We start from the raw sequence: 18,079 nt of genomic DNA on the forward strand, positions 1-18,079 counted from the left end.
TTGACGTAAAAGACCTTGGAGTTGATGTACCTACATCAAAATATATTGAAGCTATAAAACAATATAAGCCTAAGGTAATAGGAATATCTTGTCTTTTAACTACTTGCTTTGATAACGTAAAACAATGCATAAAGGAAATAGAAGATGCAGGACTTAGAAAGGATTTAAAGATTTTAGTTGGAGGTGGTCCTGTAGACGAGGCAGCAGGAAAATATATGGGTGCAGATTTAGTTTGTAAAGATGCACAGCAGACAGTAGATTTCTGTAAAAAAGCTATGGGGGTAAAGTAATATGAAGACAACACAACAATTATACAATGAACGTTTAGATAGATTTAGAAAAACATTGGCATTAGAAAAAACAGATAGAACACCTGTTATACTTATGAATGATTCTTTTGCCGCTAGACATATGGGATTGAAGTTGGCAGATATTTGTGGAAAAGATAGTGTCAAAGTATCGAATAAAGTTATAATAGATTCTCTAAAAGATTTGGGAGATGTGGATGGAGTTAATTCATCCTACTCTGTAGGACCTTTATTTCCATTAGAATTTATGTCAAGAGTTAAGCTTCCAGGACGAGAGCTTGCAGATGACATGCTTTGGCAGATTGATGAAGCAGAAATGATGAAGCCAGAGGATTATGACACCATTATAAATAAAGGCTGGAACAATTTTATGCCTGGTTACTTAAAAGATAGATTGGGAATTAATGTTGATGAGATTATGGCAGATGCAGCTTATGCTCCACAAGCCGATCAGAATGTCAAAGATGCTGGATTTGTAGTATATAGTCCTGCTGCAGTTATAACTGTAAATGAATATTTGAGTGGAGGACGTTCTATGGCAAAATTTATGAGGGATTTATTTAGAATGCCCGATAAAGTTGAGGAAACTTTGGATGTTATTCAGGCAGAAGTAGTTGAAGGCATAAGGAAGCAAATAAGAGCTACTAAACCAGATGTACTTTTCCTTTCTCCAGCACGTGGAGCTAGTGAATTCTATTCTCCTAAGTTATGGGAGCGTTTTGTATGGAAATATATTAAGGAGACAGCAGATGCTGTTATAGAAGAAGGCACAATATGTAGCATCCACATTGATGGAAACTGGGAGCGTGATCTTGACTACTTTAAAGATTTTCCAAAGGGAAAGATTGTATTTGAAACAGATGGTGTAACAGATATTTATAAAATAAAAGAAAAGCTTGGAGATCGTATGTGCATTAAAGGAGATGTACCTGCTGGGAAGCTTGTTCTTGGTACTCCTGATGAAGTGTATGATTATGCTTCTAAACTTGTTAAAGATATGGGAGATGGATTTATTTTAGCAAGTGGATGTAGTGTACCTCCAAATGCAAAAGTTGAAAATGTAAAAGCAATGATTTCTGCAGCTACAGGCAGATAGAAATAAAAAAATTCACCAGTTTAATTTAACTGGTGAATTTTTTTATTCTACTTATAATCTTGAAATTGCATTCCATGAGCAAATTCTCTGTTAAAATCTTTTTGTGCTCCTAATTCAATGTAAGTTACTTTACTAGCTATAGTATTAGAATGCTCATATTCGTCATTTGACAGTAGGGCAAGCATTGAACCTGTACCAGCAGCATTTCCTACTAATTGTATCTTATTTTCAAGCTCTGGTGGAATTAAACCTATTGTACAGGCACTATGTGGGTCCATATAGTTACCAAAAGCACCAGCTAAGATTACTTCTTTTATATCGGATGTATTTATATTACACTTTTTCACAAGTATGCTTATACCTGCAGATATAGCTCCTTTTGCTAGCTGAAGTGAAGTTATATCATTTTGAGTAAGCATAATAGCACGTCCATGTGCTGTTTCCGATGGAGGAACTATTAAGAAGGCATTTGCACCTTCATAAGTTACTATATTATTTTTAAATGGAAGTGCATTTGGATTTATAAAGTTGTCAGGGGATAAAAGCTTTCCTCTTTTATTTATTATTCCAAGTCTCACAAGTCCTGCCACAATATCAAGTAGAGCAGATCCGCAAATACCTTCAGGTTTTTCATTTCCTATAACAGTGTAGTTTAGAGATTCACCAAAGCTTACATGATCTATAGCACCCTTTGCACCTCTCATACCGCTGCTTATTTGAGCTCCTTCAAAAGCAGGACCTGCTGCAGCAGAACAGGAGACAAGTTTCTTTGAAGATCCTAGGACTATTTCGCCATTAGTACCTATATCGATAGCTAATTTTACATCTTTACTTTTATCCATTTCTGAGGCTAAAATTACACCTACAGTATCTGCCCCTACAAACCCAGCAATATTTGGAAGCACAAATACCTTACCTGATGGATTTATGTGAAGGTTAAGATCTGATGATTTTAATTCCAGTGTTTCGCTTATTACGGGAACATAAGGTATATATGCAATATATTTTGGAGTAAGACCTAGAAATAGATGGTGCATGCAGGTATTTCCCACAATGGTAATTGCATATATGTTTTCCTTTAATATATTTGCTTTATGTACACTATCTTCAATTAATTTATTTAATACATCCAAGAGAGTAGATTGCATTAATTTAACACCGTTTTCATTTTGATTGGCAAAAGTTGTACGTGAGATTACGTCTGCCCCAAACTTTATTTGAGGGTTCATTGCTGAAGAAACAGCAAGTTTCTTTCCAGTATATAGATCCATTAGATAAGCTACAATAGTAGTAGTACCAATATCAAAAGCCACACCAAGCATGGTATTTTCAGTATTTCCCATTTCTATACCAATAATCTCATTGCCGTGAATAACTGCAGTTATATGGTGGTTTGCTTGACGAAGTTTCACGGGCAGTTCCCTTAAAACAGAAATATTCATTTTAATATCTTTATAATTTGGTTTTTTTTGCATTAATTTCTCTTTTAAACGTTTTAAATCAGATTTCTGCTTGTCTAAGGAAGGCAAGTCTACTTCTACGTAAACTTTTTCAATAAGAGGTTTAATAGTAAAGGTCCTTTTTGTGGATGATTGTAGTATATTATAGACTTCATTTTTCTTCTGATTTAGTTGAACGGTTATATCGCTGTAGACCTTGGTTTCACAAGCAAGGTGTATACCTTCTTTAAGTTCTTTTTCTTCTAAAAATTTAAGTTCCTTTTCTGTAGCCTTTAAGTTTTTATCTAATATTTTAATTCTACATTTACCACAAGTGCCCATTCCACCGCAGGGAAAATCAAAATCTAATCCTTCAGCTGTAATAGCTTCTTTAAGAGTAGTTCCTTCACAGACAGATATTATGCGGTTTTCAGGTTTAAAAGTAACTGTGTAATTGCTCATTTAAGATACCCCCAATGATATGAAATTTATATTCATAAATATAAACAACCTATTTAAATTCATCAATATATTCAAGTATAATAAAACTTAAATTGAGATGAAATGTAATTTTTACATCATTTAAATTAACGCCCATAATTTCTTGGATTTTTTCTATACGATGAACTAAAGTACTCCTGCAAATGTTTAAAGTTTTTGATGTTTTCAACTGATTTTTTTCATTTGACAAGTAAAAACGAAGACACTTTAAGTATTTGGTATTATGGGATTTATCATATCTCATTAAGTTAAATATTGAATCATGACAAAAATTTTTTAAATCACTTTTTGATGAACATGTTTCTAATAAATGGAATATTGCTAAATCTTCGTAGAAAAAAAGAAATTTATTTATTTTCAGTCCCATACCAAGTGTAATAGCCTTTAAAGCTTGTTCATAGTATTTTCTGGTATTAGCTAGATCATGAAAACATCTACTTAAACCGCCATGTATATTATTTTTTTTAAAGAAGTCTATGACTTTACTAAAACTGTGATCAATATCTGATATTTTATTTTTTTGGCTTATTAGTATGACAACAGAATTTTCATATATGACAGACTTACTTCCTACTAGCATATATTCAATAGCATCTCTTACCCTGTGAAGAGGGATGTTTACAAAATTATTTTGAGGTACATTTACTACAAGTATATAGAGATTAGGTTTGAAATGTAAATCTAAAAATTTTGACCTTTCTTCAATAACTCGTGTATCAGTTTCTTTTCCATTGAGTAAATCCATGATAAAATTTTCATATTTCAATCCTTTTATGTTTTGCAGTGAACTGTTTTTCTGCATTTCAGAAGCAACTACTTTACATAAAAGAAAGATAAATTCTATGTCATTTTTAGAAAATGGTTTTTGACACTCCAATGCAGTTACATATCCAACTACTTTATCATTAATTTTAATATTTGATATTATACGTGGAATTCTAAATTTATCTTTTCCTATAAAAATAGGAGAACTGCTTTTGTGTACTACATCAATAAAATTTCGAACATTTGACATAGGTACAAAGTTGTAGGAACAGTAGCCTTTAGTTAAAAGTTCAATCCATACAGGATCCTCTACTTTAATATCTTTGGAAGATGCAATGAGCTTAAAGCTAAGATCTAGGATACATATAGGGTTTTTAAGAATCTCACATCCCGTATTTACTATATATTCAAGCCCCTTTCCACTTATTAAAGCATCTAATAGTTTTGTTGAAGCTATACTAAATTCTTGATACTTTATTAAGATACTTTGTATTTCATTGAAAGTTTTAAATATATCCATATTAGTATTCAACACTATTAAATTTACTATGGAATTTTTATCTGGTTTATATTGAAGATCGTCAGTTTTAATACAAAGTATATTTATAGCACCTTTTTGCGGTGGGATTTTTTTAAAATTAAAGGTTTTGCATACATATAAATAGTCTGGTTCAAATAAAGTTTGATTTTCTTCAAGGAGTTTAACATATTTAATTGTTATTCCTTCTGTTTGTGAAATATATAACCTAGGATTATAATTTTTTATTTTGCCTAGGAAAGTACGTAGATCCATCCCCATATTAAACACCTCTCAATATCATAATAAACTATTATTTGACATAATAAAAGTGCTAATTTGTTATTAGAAGAGCATATTATACATATTGTATACTTTTAAGTTAAAATTTCTTCATATTGTATGATGCTTTATGGGTGTATTTATGGTAGTTTATATACATAAGTATAAATTATGAGGGGGATATTTTTTATGAGCAAGGTACTTATAGACGCAATGGCAGAACTTGATGAAGATTTAGTCATTGAAGAAGTAAATGCTCTTATAAAAGCAAATGTACCTGTAATGGATATTGTAGGTTATTTGCAAAAGGGTATTGAAATTGTAGGAAAAAGATTTCAAGAAAAAAGATACTTTATGTCTGAACTTATTATATCAGGAGAAATATTTAAAGAAGTTTCACAAATACTTAAAGATTTAATGCCCTCTGGCACAGCTAAACATGGAGTATTTGTTATGGGAACTATTTATGGAGATATACATGATGTAGGTAAAAACATAGTATGTACTGCCATGAGCAGTAATGATTTTAAAGTAATTGATCTAGGAACGGATGTATCAACTGAAAAGTTTATTAAAGCAATTAAAGAATATCATCCTAAGGTTGTAGCCATTTCATGTCTTTTGACGAATTGCTTTGAAAATTTAAAGGAATGCATACAATCTATAAGGAATACAGAGTTTGGAAAAGAAATTAAGATATTAATTGGAGGGGGAGTATTGGATAAACAGGTTTGTGAATATGTAAAGGCAGACTTTTTTCCTAGAACAATTCAGGAAACAGTACAATACTGTAAAGAAATATATGGGATGAAATCTATAAAATAGTTGAAAATTTTGTGCTATAATAAAATTTAGCAGAGAGGAAGTGAAATGCATTTAATGTTTAAACAAAATGGTACAGATTTAAACTCAAATATAGAGGAAGCTGCAAGTTATATAAGCTCTGGAATAAAGGTAAAACCAGAGATAGCACTTATACTTGGATCGGGTCTTGGGCATATCGCAGATGAAATTGAAGACAAAAAAATATATCCTTATAGCGAAATACCAAACTTTCCTATTTCTACAGTGGAAGGTCATAAAAGCTGTCTTGTTGTAGGAAAACTTCAAGGTAAGGTAGTAGCTGCAATGCAGGGCAGATTTCATTATTATGAAGGATATTCAATGAAAGAAGTGACTTTTCCTGTTAGAGTTATGAAGATGTTGGAAATTCAAAACCTAATAGTAACTAATGCTGCAGGAGGAATAAATAAAAATTATAAAAGTGGAGATCTGATGCTTATAAAGGATCACATAAATCTATCAGGACAAAATCCTTTAATAGGACAGAATTTGGGGAAATTTGGACCTAGATTTCCAGATATGTCTGATGCATATGATAGTCATCTTAGAGAAATGGTAAAAAAGGTGGCACATGAATTGCACATACCAATTCAAGAAGGAGTATATGCTTACATGAGTGGGCCAAGCTATGAAACGCCAGCTGAAATAAAGATGCTAAGTGTATTAGGAGGGGATGCAGTGGGAATGTCCACAGTTCCTGAGGTGATTGTGGCAAATCACAGTGGTATGAGAACTATTGGAATATCCTGCATAACTAATATGGCAGCAGGGATATTGAAACAAGCCCTAAATCATGAAGAAGTTATAAAAAATTCCCTCTATGCTAGTGAAAAGTTTACGAAATTGATTAAAGCAATAATAGAAAATATATAGATTAGGAAAACTAAAACACATATTTATTATTGCAATTGAAAAATATTGAGAAAATGAGATGAATAACCATATTTTGTGGTTGCACAAGACGGAATGCTTATATATAATAGTAAATGGGTAAACTTTAATTTGTGGAGGTGTATACTATTAATAAAAAAAATAACTTAAATGAAGAAATTAGGGCAGACAAGATTAGATTGGTAGGAGAAAAAGAAAGTGAAATTGTAAATACTAAAGATGCTTTAAATATGGCAAGAGAGCAGGGTATGGATTTAGTAGCAGTTTCGCCGCAGGCTAAGCCACCTGTATGTAAGATAATGAATTATAGTAAATTTCTTTATGAGCAATCTAAAAAAGCAAAACAAGCTAAAAAGAATCAAAAAATTGTAGAATTAAAGGAAGTTAGATTAAGTGCTACTATTGAGGAAAACGATATAGAAATCAAGGCAAATAATGCGAGGAAATTTTTGGCCAAAGGAAATAAAGTGAAGGTTTCTATAAGGTTTAGGGGGAGGCAAAATAATTATACAAGTTTAGGTAGGAAAGTTTTTGACACGTTTTTAAGTAAATTAGATGAAAGCTCAGTAGTGGAAAGAGCACCTAAATTAGAAGGAAATAATATGTTTATGATTTTAGCCCCTAAGAAATAGAGTACTTAGTAAAAATAGAACAATAGTATCAGAATTTTAGTAAAAATTCTGATACTATTTTTTATATATCATTGCTTTTGTAATTTTTTGATTTTATATATAAAACCTTGATAAATTTTTTAACATTTATATGTATAGGTTGACTAAGAGGAGTATTATTTTTTAGTTCCAGCATTTTTTTTCTTACTTCCGTAAAATCAAAAAACTCAGCAGCGTATTCTTCAAACTTTGGGTTGGAATAGTCTGTAAGCCCAAGAGAGGCTATATAATTTAGTGACTGAAGCACGGCCCTCCTAACTCTTTGTTCTGACGCTTTTATCTCTTTTTTTATATCAATTGAAGAAGAACTTTGCCCGAGTTTTTTTTCAGAGATTTTAGTGAATATTTCTTTTAAAGATGGAAAATCCTTTTCAATAGTTTTTGTGTTCTCACGGGTATATAAATATTCTACAATGGATAGTAGATCTTTACTGCCGCTTTCAGCAATTATACCTAATTGATTTAATATAAATTCACTGTATTCTAAAATACCTTTACTTGATTTTGAACTGTTCTTATTATCTAGTGTATCCATTTTTAAAAAGTTCAAGGTGTCTTGAATATAACTTATGGATTTTTCAATTTTTATTTGCTCAACTACTTTTTTTATAACGCCAATTACTTCAAGTCTGTTTATTGGTTTTGTAATGTAGTACTGTACACCTAAAGAATAAGCTTTCCCTATCATTTCTTTGTTTTCTACTTGGGATAGCATTATTGATTTACCTTTAAAAGAAGGGTCAAGTTCACTTATAGTTTGAAGACCGTCTTTAACTGGCATTAAAAGATCAATTATAAGTATATCTACTTTTTTAGTACATAAAAAACTACTTGATATGGGAACGCCATTTGCTGCTTCACCAACAACTTCTCCCAAATTATAATCTTCAATTATTTCAGATAACATTGAACGAATAGCTTCATCATCGTCTACAATAAAAAATTTCATATTTATATCATCCTTCCTTTATCAAACTTTTAATTGGAAGCTCAATAGTAAAAGTAGTTTCAGCTGAATTAGATGCACTTTCTAGCATAACTCTTCCTTTCAAATTTGTAACTATTTGTTTTACATAAGAAAGACCTATTCCTGTTGATGGTTTTCCTAGCTTATTATATTTTGTTGTATAGCCGGGTTTAAAAATGAGATCCTTTTTCTTTTCAGGTATCCCTATGCCATTATCAGAAACCTGAAATTTAATAAAATCTTCTACTTTACCTATATAAATTTTTATAGTACCTGTATTTTCTATGGATTCTATAGAATTTGATACTAAATTATTCACAAGTGACAGTACAGTATAAATGTGAAGATCAGGTATACCACTATATGCTATATTTACTGAAAAATCAATGCTTTTCCCAAGAGTGAGAGAATATTTTTTATTTGTGTCTACTATTATATTGCAGATTTCTTCAATATTCATATAATCCTTAGAATTTTCAGATAAAATCATTTTAGAGAGTCCGGAATATATTCTTTGGTTGTCCTTTTTTATTTCATGCACTTGACCTGCAATTTTTAATAAACTTTGTGACAATTCATCTCTATTCAATTTTGAATAATTGGTTTTGAAAGATTCATATAAAGTGTAACAGTCTCTTGTAATATTTTCTGCAAAGGTTAGGGATTTTTTTAATTGTACAGATTCTGCATATAAGTTTGAAATAAGCAGCAGCATATATCTATTTTGCTCTTTTTGTTGGTTAGCGGCTGTTCTCACTTCATTTAACTTTATTATGTTGAAAAACCCGAGTACAAAAAAAGATCGTATAATTGCGACTATGGAAACCAACCCAAAGGCATAAACTGAAATAGAATTTCTAAGTACTAAAAACCTCACTACAAGTTCACAAGTTGAGGAAAGTATGTCTATACAGGCAGCTAAAGTACCCATCAAAAGAGGATTATTGTGTAAGTTATTTATTTTTGTTAAATAAAATAAACATGAAAAAACTAAATAGTAAAAAAATGCAGGAGAATTTATTAAAAAAGCTTGATGAAATTCAAATCCACTTTGAAGCACGCAATCAAGAACAACTCTAAATATAACAGTAAATATACCAGCTACGACTCCATATAGAGGTATGGGAAGCTTTTTAATCCAAAATAAGAAAAACAAAAATAGTACAGGACTGAAGCTAACACGAAAAGTACTATTCAGTGGAAAAAATTTAAATTCTCCAACTATTGGTATTGAAACTACTATTAATATTAAAATAAATAAATCTTCTTTTAAGGCAGATGCAGTATTTTTCAAGTAAACACACCTCATTTTAATTATATAAAAATAAAACCCTATATATTATAAATTAAATAAATAGGATTGACAAACTTCTACAAAAATATTATTAATTATATATTTAAATTAGTTTGAAATTTAAATTAGTATATGCAGATATATTCTTTATTTATAAAATTAATAAAATTTTTTTATATATTTCAGTATAATAATATAGTTTTTTGTATGTTGAGTTGTAATATTAAGTTGTTGGAAATATGTACACATATTAATCGTTTACAAAATAACGATGCAATTATTTAAAATACGGGAAGGGGATTAAAATGGAAAAGAAGAAAAGAAAACTTAAAGGTGGACTAGCCACTCAAATTTTAATTGGTCTTATACTTGGAGTTATAGTTGGTGCTGTTTTTTATGGTAATCCAAATCTACCTAAATATCTTCAACCTTTTGGAACTATTTTTCTAAGGCTGATTAAAATGATAGTTATACCTATTGTAATATCCTGTCTTATAGTAGGTGTTGCAGGAGTAGGTGATATGAAGAAGGTAGGAATGCTTGCCTTAAAGACTATAGTATATTTTGAAATAATGACTACCATCGCATTAATCGTTGGTCTTGTATTTGCAAACATATTTCATCCAGGCACAGGTGTAGATATGAGCAGCTTGACTAAGACAAACATTGCTAGTTATGTTGATACTGCAAAAAAGGCTACTAATAAGGGATTTGTAGATACTATAATAAATATTTTCCCTACGAATATAATGGATTCTTTAAGCAAAGGAGACATGCTTCCAATTATATTCTTCTCTGTTATGTTTGGACTTGGAGTTGCATCTATTGGAGAGAAAGGAAAACCTATATTGAACTTTTTCCAGGGTGTAGAAGACACAATGTTCTGGGTAACTAACCAAATTATGAAAACTGCACCTATAGGTGTATTTGCATTAATTGGATGCACCGTATGCAATTTTGGACTTAAATCTCTCATTCCATTGGGTAAGCTAATGATATTAGTTTATGCGGGTATGATTTTCTTTATACTTGTATTTATGGGAATAGCAGCAAAATTGGTTGGAAATAGTATAATCAAAATAATAAGAATATTAAAAGATGAGCTTTTGCTTGCTTTTAGTACAGCTAGTTCAGAAACAGTACTTCCTAGATTGATGTCAAAAATGGAGAAATACGGGTGCCCAAGTGCTACAGTATCTTTTGTAATTCCTACAGGTTATACTTTTAATCTTGATGGTTCTACACTTTATGAATCTATGGCAGCTATATTTATAGCACAGTTATATGGTATACATCTTTCCATTGGAGCTCAAATAAGTTTAGTAATAGTACTTATGATAACTTCAAAGGGAATAGCAGGTGTTCCAGGAGCTTCTTTTGTAGTATTGCTAGCTACACTTGGAACTTGTGGCATCCCAATAGAAGGTCTTGCTTTTATAGCTGGAATTGATCGTCTTTTAGATATGGGAAGAACAGTAGTAAATGTTGTTGGAAATTCTTTAGCTAGTATATTTGTTGCCAACTGGGAACATGTATATGACAAGGAAAAGGGTGAAAAGTATTACCAATCCATTATAGATCACAAAGATCATAAAGATAAATTAAAAAGTGTAGAGGCATAGTTGTTATATGTAGTCTCTGTTAAAAGTGCTTTCACGGTTTCGTGAAAGCACTTTCTGTATAATGGTGCCTGGCACCAAGTGGGATAAAAATATTCCCATTAGGTGCCAGGCACCTAAAGTTGATTCAATTCTTCATCATTTAAATGATAAGGATAAGTTGATACTACAATATTTTTATTCCTCAGTAAGTTCTCTCTAAGCAAAAATCCTGTATGATTATGAAGAAAATTTCCCCACCACTTATGTGTTATAAATTGTGGCAATATTATAGTTACTTTTTCATCCTCAGAAGCTGCATTTGATATGATCTCTATATACTTGAGCAATGGAGTTATTATTTGTCTATAAGGAGAATACTTAGTTACTAGTAATATATCTGTATTTAATTCAGACCATTTAGTTTTTAGTTTTTCTATAGAAGTTTTATCAATGGATACATTTAAAGCTATTACATCTGGTGTTATGCTCCTAGCATATTGTAAAGCGTTTAACGTTGCTTTATTTAAACTTGCAATAGGAATTATACAAATATGTGTAAATTTTTTACCTAACTCTATATTTGATATATCTTGTTTTGATGCTCTCAGCTGTTCTGCCACTTTATTATAATGTCTCTTTATAGATGCCATAATAATAACCAGTATAGGAATTAAAGCAATAACTATCCATGCACCAGCTAATGCTTTTTCATATATAATTATAAGTGTTGTAATTATAGTTACTATGGCACCTATACCATTAATTAAAGCACGCTTTTTCCATCCAGTTTCAGTACTACTCTTCCAATGCAGCACCATTCCCGTTTGTGCTAAAGTAAAGGACAAGAAAACACCTACTGAATACAGCGGGATTAGGCTGTGAACATCTGCTTTAAATATAAGTACTAATACCCCTGCAATAAGGGATAATACTTCAATGCCTATGGAGAAACTTAGCCTCTTACCTTTCATAGTGAATTGTCTTGGTGCAAATCCATCTCTAGCAACAACGTACATTAGCATGGGAAACCCTGTAAAAGCTGTATTACATGCCATTATTAATATTATGGATGTAGTAATCTGTATAAAATAGTACATAAAGTTTCTGCCAAATACACCAAATGCTATTTGAGATAGAACTGTAACATTTTTTGTTGGTATAGCATGGTAAAATCTAGCAAGTAGTGAAGTACCACCAAAGATAAACAATATTAAACTTGATAATAATATCATAACTATTTTGGCATTTTTTTGGCTAGGCTTTTTAAAGTTAGGGACTGCATTACTTACTGCTTCTAATCCCGTTAATGCTGAACAGCCAGAAGAAAAAGCCCTAAGAATTAAAAATATACTTAATGTTCCAGTTGTCTTAATAGGAGTATTTATCATAGGTGCAGTTGCACCATATATAGAGTATTTTATAAAACCATATATAATCATAGTTATCATACCCAATATAAATAAATAAGTAGGTATACTAAATATTTTAGATGATTCACTAACACCTCTTAGATTTAAGATAGTAAGTATGATAATTAATCCCACTACTAGTGAAATCTTATGAATTTCTAAAGCAGGAAAAGCTGAGATTATTGCTGCAACTCCAGCACTAGCACTTACTGCAACCGTCAATATATAATCTATTAATAATGCAGATGCAGCAACTAATCCTGGTCTTATACCTAAATTTTCTTTGGCAACTATATAAGCACCTCCACCTTGTGGGTATGCCCTGATAATTTGAACATATGATATGGTGAGAATAAACAATAAGCCTATAATCATTAATGAAACCCATCCAAGCCAGTTATAGGCGGCTAAACCTAATACGCCTATTAATACGACTAAAATTTCTTCTGCTGCATATGCAACTGATGAAATAGCATCACTAGCCATAATTGCTAATCCGAATAAAATATTATATTTTTCATGTGATGTTTGTTCATTTGGCAGTGGTTTACCAATTAAAACATCTACAAATTTTTCTAACATAATACTTCCTCCAAAACATATAAAAAATACATATCTATAATATGTGTATATTAATCCAGCTTAATAACTCTAATTTAAGTTATTTTGAGTAACTTTATATAGATATATACCTTTTTATAAAAATTAGTTAATGGTATAAATATGTGATATATTATATTTTAATGGAAATATTATATGGAGAGGAGAGAAGATAACTTGAAAGGTAAATATGTAGTTGGAGTTGATTTAGGTGGTACCAAAGTTTGTGCTGCTGTTGTAAACTTCATGGGACAAGTGATAAGTAAGGCTACTTTACCAACGGAAGCGGAAAAAGGGGAAAATTTCATATTAAATAGGATGATAGAGATTATTGAGAAGGTAATTGAGGAGTGTAAAGTTGACAGAAAAAAAATAGTAGGCGTGGGAATCGGATCTCCAGGTCCGCTTGATATAGACAAAGGTGAGATAATATGTACACCCAATTTGCCTTTTAGAAATTTTAATATTGTAAAGCCAATAAAGGATAATTTTAAGATTCCCGTATATTTGGATAATGATGCAAATGCAGCGGCACTAGGGGAATATATGTTTGGTGCAGGCAAGGGCAGTAAAAGCATGGTATTTATAACAGTTTCTACAGGAATAGGGGGAGGAGCTGTATTAAATGGTAGAATATATAGGGGTAATACTAAAAATGCACTGGAAGTAGGGCATATGACTTTAGAAAAAGAAGGTCCTCTATGTAATTGTGGAAATTATGGATGTGCAGAGGTACTTGCATCTGGTACTGCTATAGCACGAGAAGCAAAAAGAGCAGTAAAAACAGGAGAGAGTACTTCCCTTTCCAAATATAAGAATATAACTTCAAAAGAAGTGTTTAAAGAGGCAGAACTTGGGGATGGAGTATCTAAAAAGATATTAGACAGAGCTTTAAATTATCTTGGAATATGTGTGGCAAATGTAGTAACTTGCTTTGATCCGGAAGTAGTTGTAATAGGAGGAGGAGTCTCCAAGGGTGGAAGTATAGTTTTAAGTAAAGTAAAACAGGTTGTAAAAAAAAGATGTTTTCAATCTATAAGCGAAAACACTAATATACTTTCTGCACTTTTAGGAGAAGATTCCGGAGCTATTGGAGCTGCAGCTCTTGCTATAAGGCATTTTCAAAGAAATAACAAGTCAGTATGCTAGTGTATTTTTTATCATACTGCGTCGGTAGAACCCTTAGATAGGATTCACTATCTGCGGAACCTGCCTCCTTGTCTGATAAAAAATAACCGTCGCATCTTTGACTTGCTATTTTCTTTCAAATGCCTTATGGAAGGTTGTTATGAAAATTAGCTGCAGCTAGCTGCCTTGTTTTTCTCAATATATATGTTTACGTATACAATAAATAGGAACATTACGTACATTACATTAATAAACTAATTGGTAACAGACATTTAAAGTAAATTTAAGGGGGAACTTGTAAATGTTACAGAGTATTATTAATGGAATTGTTCCTATAGCTGTAACTGTCATAGTAGGGGTGTTAGTTGCTGTAATTAAAGCTATTGGAGATGCCATTGTAGTATTAGTTGAGAAAAGAAAGGAGGAGGTTATACAAAAAATACGTATTAATAGATATAATGGATGCCTGCAAGTTGCCAGAGAAGTGTGGAGAGTTGTAGATGAATATTTTAGAATAAATTCAAACATAAAGAGTACTATTTCTAACAAACAAAAAAAATTTGAAGAAGAAATATTAAAAATATTGCCTGATTTGACTGCTACTCAAATAGAACAATTAAGACAATCCGTTGCAGGGGAAATAAATAAGGACAAAGATAAAATTGTACGGAATGATAGTGAGAAAATTTAAAAAGAAAACCTCACATAATGAGTTATAAAATTTTAAGACACCTATGTGAGGCTTTTAATTAACGTAAAAATTATTATGTTTACTTAAAATTAAAGTAAACTATTATTCCCAACTTTACTTTCACTATTTGAAATATAACTTTTGATTTTTCCACCAGTTTTTTTTATGGTTTCTTTCAATTTTTCATTATCTAAAGAATTAGAATTTACAATTACTTTATAAGATGTGTTTTCAAGGTCTCTAAAACTACCAAAACCACTTATCATGGGACTTGTAGATGGAAGAGTCCTTCCAGAGGAAGTATAGGAAACTCCTGAGGAATTTATTACGTTTGAAAAATTTATACCAAAATCTGAATTAGCGCTTAAAGGGTCTATATAATTGTCATTTAAATCCACAGCGGTATTACTAAATCCTTCATTTTTAAGTTCTTTTACAGCTTCGTTGGCGTTTTTAATGCCTTTATAGTAAATTTCAATTCGCATTTTGACAATCTCCCTTCCTTTAATATAACATCAATAATTATAGTTATAGTTTCCCACTTATTTTGAATAATATTCTATAATCGATTTTTAAGTATCCAATATATGAAAATTTACATATTTATATATTGAGGTGGTTTTATGATAGCAAATGCTGTATTTGAAGGTGGAGGTATGAAGGGAATAGGACTTATAGGAGCAGTATGTTGTTTTGAAAAAATGGGATATAAGTGGAATAAGTTTGCAGGAACTTCTGCTGGAGCGGTAATAGCCTCACTTTTAGCAGTAGGGTATAAGGGAGAAGAATTAAAAAATATAGCTATGAACCTAGACAAAGATGTATTCTTTAAAAAAAAATGGATAAGAGAGCTTTCCTTAATTAAAAAGTCTTTTACACTTTTTAAAGATAAGGGAATATATTCTTCAGATGCTGTAAAAGAATATATTGGAGAACTCATATCTAAAAAGGGAAAAAGAACTTTTGGAGATATAAGTGTAGATGGAAAGTCACCTCTTAAAATAGTAGCATCAGATATAACTAAAAAGAGAATGATAATATTACCAGATGACTTGAAAGAATATGGCATAGATCCTATGAAGTTTGAGATAGCAGAAGCAGTTAGAATGAGTATAAGTATCCCCCTTTATTTTAAACCGGTAAAATTTTATTATAAAGGTGAATGCAGTTATATAGTTGATGGGGGCATACTCAGTAATTTTCCAATATGGATATTTGATACAGAGGAAGTACCAGAGTTCCCTACAATAGGGTTTAAGTTAGCGGAAAAGGATATAAACTATGGAGAATCGAAAAAGATGGACTTTATTTCTTACTTATTTGATATATTTGGGACTATGATAGATAAAAATGAAGAAGTGTATGTGAAGGATAAATATGCAGTTAGAACTGTATTTATTCCAACATTGGGAGTTAGAAGTACAGAATTTAATATATCCGGTAAAATGAGAATGAAACTTTTCCAATCAGGATATAGTAGTTCAGAAAGATTTTTACATCTTTGGGATTTTAACAATTATATAAGGGATTATGTAAAATAGGACATGTGAGATTATTGAATTATATTAAAATTGTGATAATATTTATTTATAACACAATTTTAACAGTTTATGCCTAGTAAGGGGAGATATACTATGAATTTTTACGTTTATAATACAATGAGTAGAAAAAAAGAAGAATTTGTTCCTGTAAATGAAGGAAAAGTTGGAATTTATACCTGCGGTCCTACAGTTTATAATTATGCTCATATAGGAAATTTAAGAACATATATTTTTGAAGATATATTAAAGAAAGCTTTTGAATATGGTCACTACAAAGTTAAGCATGTTATGAATATAACTGATGTAGGACATTTGCAATCTGATGCAGATACAGGTGAAGACAAAATGCAAATAGGGGCTGAGCGTGAAAATAAAACTGTATGGGAAATTGCTAAATTTTATGAGAATGCTTTTTTTGAGGATTGTCATAAACTTAATATAAGAAAACCTGATATAGTTTGTAAGGCTACAGATCATATTCAAGATATGATAGACATAATTAAGACACTGGAGGAAAAGGGATATACCTATACATCAAAAGGTAATGTGTATTATGAAATTGATAAGTTTAAAGATTATAATAAACTAGCCAATTTAAGTATGGAAGAATTGGAAGCAGGAGCTAGAATAGATGTGGATGAGAATAAGAAAAATCCGCTGGATTTTGTACTTTGGTTTACAAATTCTAAATTTAAAGATCAAATAATGCAGTGGAATTCCCCTTGGGGAAAAGGCTTTCCTGGATGGCATATAGAATGTTCTGCTATGTCAATAAAATACTTAGGAGATAGAATAGATATACACTGCGGTGGAGTAGATCATATTCCAGTACATCATACAAATGAAATAGCTGAATCAGAAGCAGTACTTGGACACAAATGGGTAAATTATTGGATGCATGGAGAATTTTTGGTGTTATCTGATGGCAAAATGTCTAAATCAAAAGGTGATTTTTTAACTCTTTCTAAAATTGAAAAGGAAGGTTTCTCACCTATGGATTATAGATACTTTTGTCTTCAATCTAGGTATAGGAAACAGCTTATGTTTAGCTTTGACGCATTAAGGCAGGCACAATTAGCTTACAAAAAATTAAAGGAGAAAGTTGCAGATATAGTTTCAAATGTAAAAGAAAATGAGAGGGCAGATAAGGAACTTGTTAATAAGTATAAAAATAAGTTTCAGGAAAAGATAAGTGATGATTTGAATATACCAAATGCATTTACCGTGTTATTTGAAGTTATAAAAGATAATGAATTGACAAATAAGGAAAAAAGCTTACTTATAGAAAGTTTTGATACTGTTTTTTCACTGGATCTTTTAAAGTCCAACAATCATAATTTAGAAAAGTTGGATTCAGAAGATATCAAAAGACTCATATGTGAGAGAAATGATGCAAGAAACCACAAGGATTGGCATAAGGCAGATGTTATTAGGGATGAGCTTAAATCCATGGGAATAGATATAATAGACTCAAAAGAAGGGACTAAACTGAAGATTAGAAACAGTTAGATTAGGGTGAAAAATTAATAGGAAAA

General features: G+C 31.0%; 16 protein-coding genes. 10 read left to right on the forward strand and 6 right to left on the reverse strand.

Annotated features, from left to right (window positions below):
• Together CLCOS_RS09730 and CLCOS_RS09735 are read left to right on the forward strand one after the other, a co-directional pair.
• Positions 1–290: cobalamin B12-binding domain-containing protein (locus tag CLCOS_RS09730; RefSeq protein WP_193756607.1), on the forward strand; the 290-nt coding region annotated here is incomplete at its 5' end.
• Between the two features lies 1 nt (position 291).
• Positions 292–1,404: a uroporphyrinogen decarboxylase family protein gene (locus tag CLCOS_RS09735; protein WP_013238723.1), complete on the forward strand. Its 1,113-nt coding sequence runs from the start codon at positions 292–294 to the stop codon at positions 1,402–1,404.
• Between the two features lie 47 nt (positions 1,405–1,451).
• Here the strand turns inward: CLCOS_RS09735 and CLCOS_RS09740 are convergent, their stop codons facing one another.
• Together CLCOS_RS09740 and CLCOS_RS09745 are read right to left on the reverse strand one after the other, a co-directional pair.
• Positions 1,452–3,305: an ASKHA domain-containing protein gene (locus tag CLCOS_RS09740; protein ID WP_063599930.1), complete on the reverse strand. Its 1,854-nt coding sequence runs from the start codon at positions 3,303–3,305 to the stop codon at positions 1,452–1,454.
• Between the two features lie 49 nt (positions 3,306–3,354).
• Positions 3,355–4,908: a PucR family transcriptional regulator gene (locus CLCOS_RS09745; RefSeq protein WP_063599929.1), complete on the reverse strand. Its 1,554-nt coding sequence runs from the start codon at positions 4,906–4,908 to the stop codon at positions 3,355–3,357.
• A gap of 189 nt (positions 4,909–5,097) precedes the next feature.
• Between CLCOS_RS09745 and CLCOS_RS09750 the strand changes: the two genes are divergently transcribed.
• The 3 genes from CLCOS_RS09750 (at position 5,098) to infC (ending at position 7,274) form a co-directional block, all read left to right on the forward strand.
• The gene (locus tag CLCOS_RS09750; RefSeq protein ID WP_013238726.1) at positions 5,098–5,733 is read left to right on the forward strand and encodes a cobalamin B12-binding domain-containing protein; all 636 of its coding nucleotides are present in this window, start codon (positions 5,098–5,100) and stop codon (positions 5,731–5,733) included.
• Between the two features lie 45 nt (positions 5,734–5,778).
• A complete protein-coding gene (locus CLCOS_RS09755; RefSeq protein ID WP_082853466.1) occupies positions 5,779–6,624 on the forward strand; it encodes a purine-nucleoside phosphorylase in 846 nt (281 codons plus the stop codon).
• A gap of 131 nt (positions 6,625–6,755) precedes the next feature.
• Positions 6,756–7,274: a translation initiation factor IF-3 gene (gene infC, locus CLCOS_RS09760; RefSeq protein ID WP_023161700.1), complete on the forward strand. Its 519-nt coding sequence runs from the start codon at positions 6,756–6,758 to the stop codon at positions 7,272–7,274.
• Between the two features lie 61 nt (positions 7,275–7,335).
• Here the strand turns inward: infC and CLCOS_RS09765 are convergent, their stop codons facing one another.
• Complete coding sequence (locus CLCOS_RS09765; RefSeq protein WP_013238729.1) at positions 7,336–8,262, reverse strand: response regulator; 927 nt, start codon at positions 8,260–8,262, stop codon at positions 7,336–7,338.
• Positions 8,263–8,269: 7 nt separating this feature from the next.
• Complete coding sequence (locus CLCOS_RS09770) at positions 8,270–9,574, reverse strand: ATP-binding protein (RefSeq protein ID WP_013238730.1); 1,305 nt, start codon at positions 9,572–9,574, stop codon at positions 8,270–8,272.
• A 305-nt stretch (positions 9,575–9,879) separates the two neighbouring features.
• On the opposite strand from CLCOS_RS09770, the gene CLCOS_RS09775 reads away from it, so the two are divergent.
• Positions 9,880–11,196 (forward strand): cation:dicarboxylate symporter family transporter, encoded by a 1,317-nt coding sequence (locus CLCOS_RS09775; RefSeq protein ID WP_063599928.1) that lies wholly within the window; start codon positions 9,880–9,882, stop codon positions 11,194–11,196.
• 113 nt (positions 11,197–11,309) lie between these two features.
• On the opposite strand, the gene CLCOS_RS09780 is transcribed toward CLCOS_RS09775, so the two are convergent.
• A complete protein-coding gene (locus CLCOS_RS09780; RefSeq protein WP_063599927.1) occupies positions 11,310–13,166 on the reverse strand; it encodes an APC family permease in 1,857 nt (618 codons plus the stop codon).
• 195 nt (positions 13,167–13,361) lie between these two features.
• Between CLCOS_RS09780 and CLCOS_RS09785 the strand changes: the two genes are divergently transcribed.
• Both CLCOS_RS09785 and CLCOS_RS09790 read left to right on the forward strand, forming a co-directional pair.
• The gene (locus CLCOS_RS09785) at positions 13,362–14,333 is read left to right on the forward strand and encodes an ROK family protein (RefSeq protein ID WP_063599926.1); all 972 of its coding nucleotides are present in this window, start codon (positions 13,362–13,364) and stop codon (positions 14,331–14,333) included.
• 280 nt (positions 14,334–14,613) lie between these two features.
• Entirely contained in the window at positions 14,614–15,003 is a 390-nt protein-coding gene (locus tag CLCOS_RS09790) for a hypothetical protein (protein WP_063599925.1), read from the forward strand.
• Between the two features lie 89 nt (positions 15,004–15,092).
• Here CLCOS_RS09790 and CLCOS_RS09795 read toward each other — a convergent pair whose 3' ends face one another.
• A complete protein-coding gene (locus CLCOS_RS09795) occupies positions 15,093–15,488 on the reverse strand; it encodes a hypothetical protein (protein WP_063599924.1) in 396 nt (131 codons plus the stop codon).
• A gap of 138 nt (positions 15,489–15,626) precedes the next feature.
• On the opposite strand from CLCOS_RS09795, the gene CLCOS_RS09800 reads away from it, so the two are divergent.
• Positions 15,627–16,544, forward strand: a complete 918-nt coding sequence (locus CLCOS_RS09800; protein ID WP_013238736.1) for a patatin-like phospholipase family protein — start codon at positions 15,627–15,629, stop codon at positions 16,542–16,544.
• Between the two features lie 93 nt (positions 16,545–16,637).
• A complete protein-coding gene (cysS, locus tag CLCOS_RS09805) occupies positions 16,638–18,053 on the forward strand; it encodes a cysteine--tRNA ligase (RefSeq protein ID WP_063599923.1) in 1,416 nt (471 codons plus the stop codon).
• Positions 18,054–18,079 lie beyond the last annotated feature (26 nt).

Source organism: Clostridium coskatii (genome assembly GCF_001675205.1).
GTDB classification, from domain to species: domain Bacteria; phylum Bacillota; class Clostridia; order Clostridiales; family Clostridiaceae; genus Clostridium_B; species Clostridium_B ljungdahlii.

What these genes read in the sequence shown, in the direction of transcription:
- CLCOS_RS09775 (WP_063599928.1), top strand. Translation starts at nt 9,880, where the DNA reads ATGGAAAAGAAGAAAAGAAAACTTAAAGGTGGACTAGCCACTCAAATT.
- cysS (WP_063599923.1), top strand. Translation starts at nt 16,638, where the DNA reads ATGAATTTTTACGTTTATAATACAATGAGTAGAAAAAAAGAAGAATTT.
- CLCOS_RS09755 (WP_082853466.1), top strand. Translation starts at nt 5,779, where the DNA reads ATGCATTTAATGTTTAAACAAAATGGTACAGATTTAAACTCAAATATA.
- CLCOS_RS09765 (WP_013238729.1), bottom strand. Translation starts at nt 8,262, where the DNA reads ATGAAATTTTTTATTGTAGACGATGATGAAGCTATTCGTTCAATGTTA.
- CLCOS_RS09780 (WP_063599927.1), bottom strand. Translation starts at nt 13,166, where the DNA reads ATGTTAGAAAAATTTGTAGATGTTTTAATTGGTAAACCACTGCCAAAT.
- CLCOS_RS09745 (WP_063599929.1), bottom strand. Translation starts at nt 4,908, where the DNA reads ATGGGGATGGATCTACGTACTTTCCTAGGCAAAATAAAAAATTATAAT.
- CLCOS_RS09800 (WP_013238736.1), top strand. Translation starts at nt 15,627, where the DNA reads ATGATAGCAAATGCTGTATTTGAAGGTGGAGGTATGAAGGGAATAGGA.
- CLCOS_RS09790 (WP_063599925.1), top strand. Translation starts at nt 14,614, where the DNA reads ATGTTACAGAGTATTATTAATGGAATTGTTCCTATAGCTGTAACTGTC.
- CLCOS_RS09740 (WP_063599930.1), bottom strand. Translation starts at nt 3,305, where the DNA reads ATGAGCAATTACACAGTTACTTTTAAACCTGAAAACCGCATAATATCT.
- CLCOS_RS09735 (WP_013238723.1), top strand. Translation starts at nt 292, where the DNA reads ATGAAGACAACACAACAATTATACAATGAACGTTTAGATAGATTTAGA.
- CLCOS_RS09795 (WP_063599924.1), bottom strand. Translation starts at nt 15,488, where the DNA reads ATGCGAATTGAAATTTACTATAAAGGCATTAAAAACGCCAACGAAGCT.
- CLCOS_RS09750 (WP_013238726.1), top strand. Translation starts at nt 5,098, where the DNA reads ATGAGCAAGGTACTTATAGACGCAATGGCAGAACTTGATGAAGATTTA.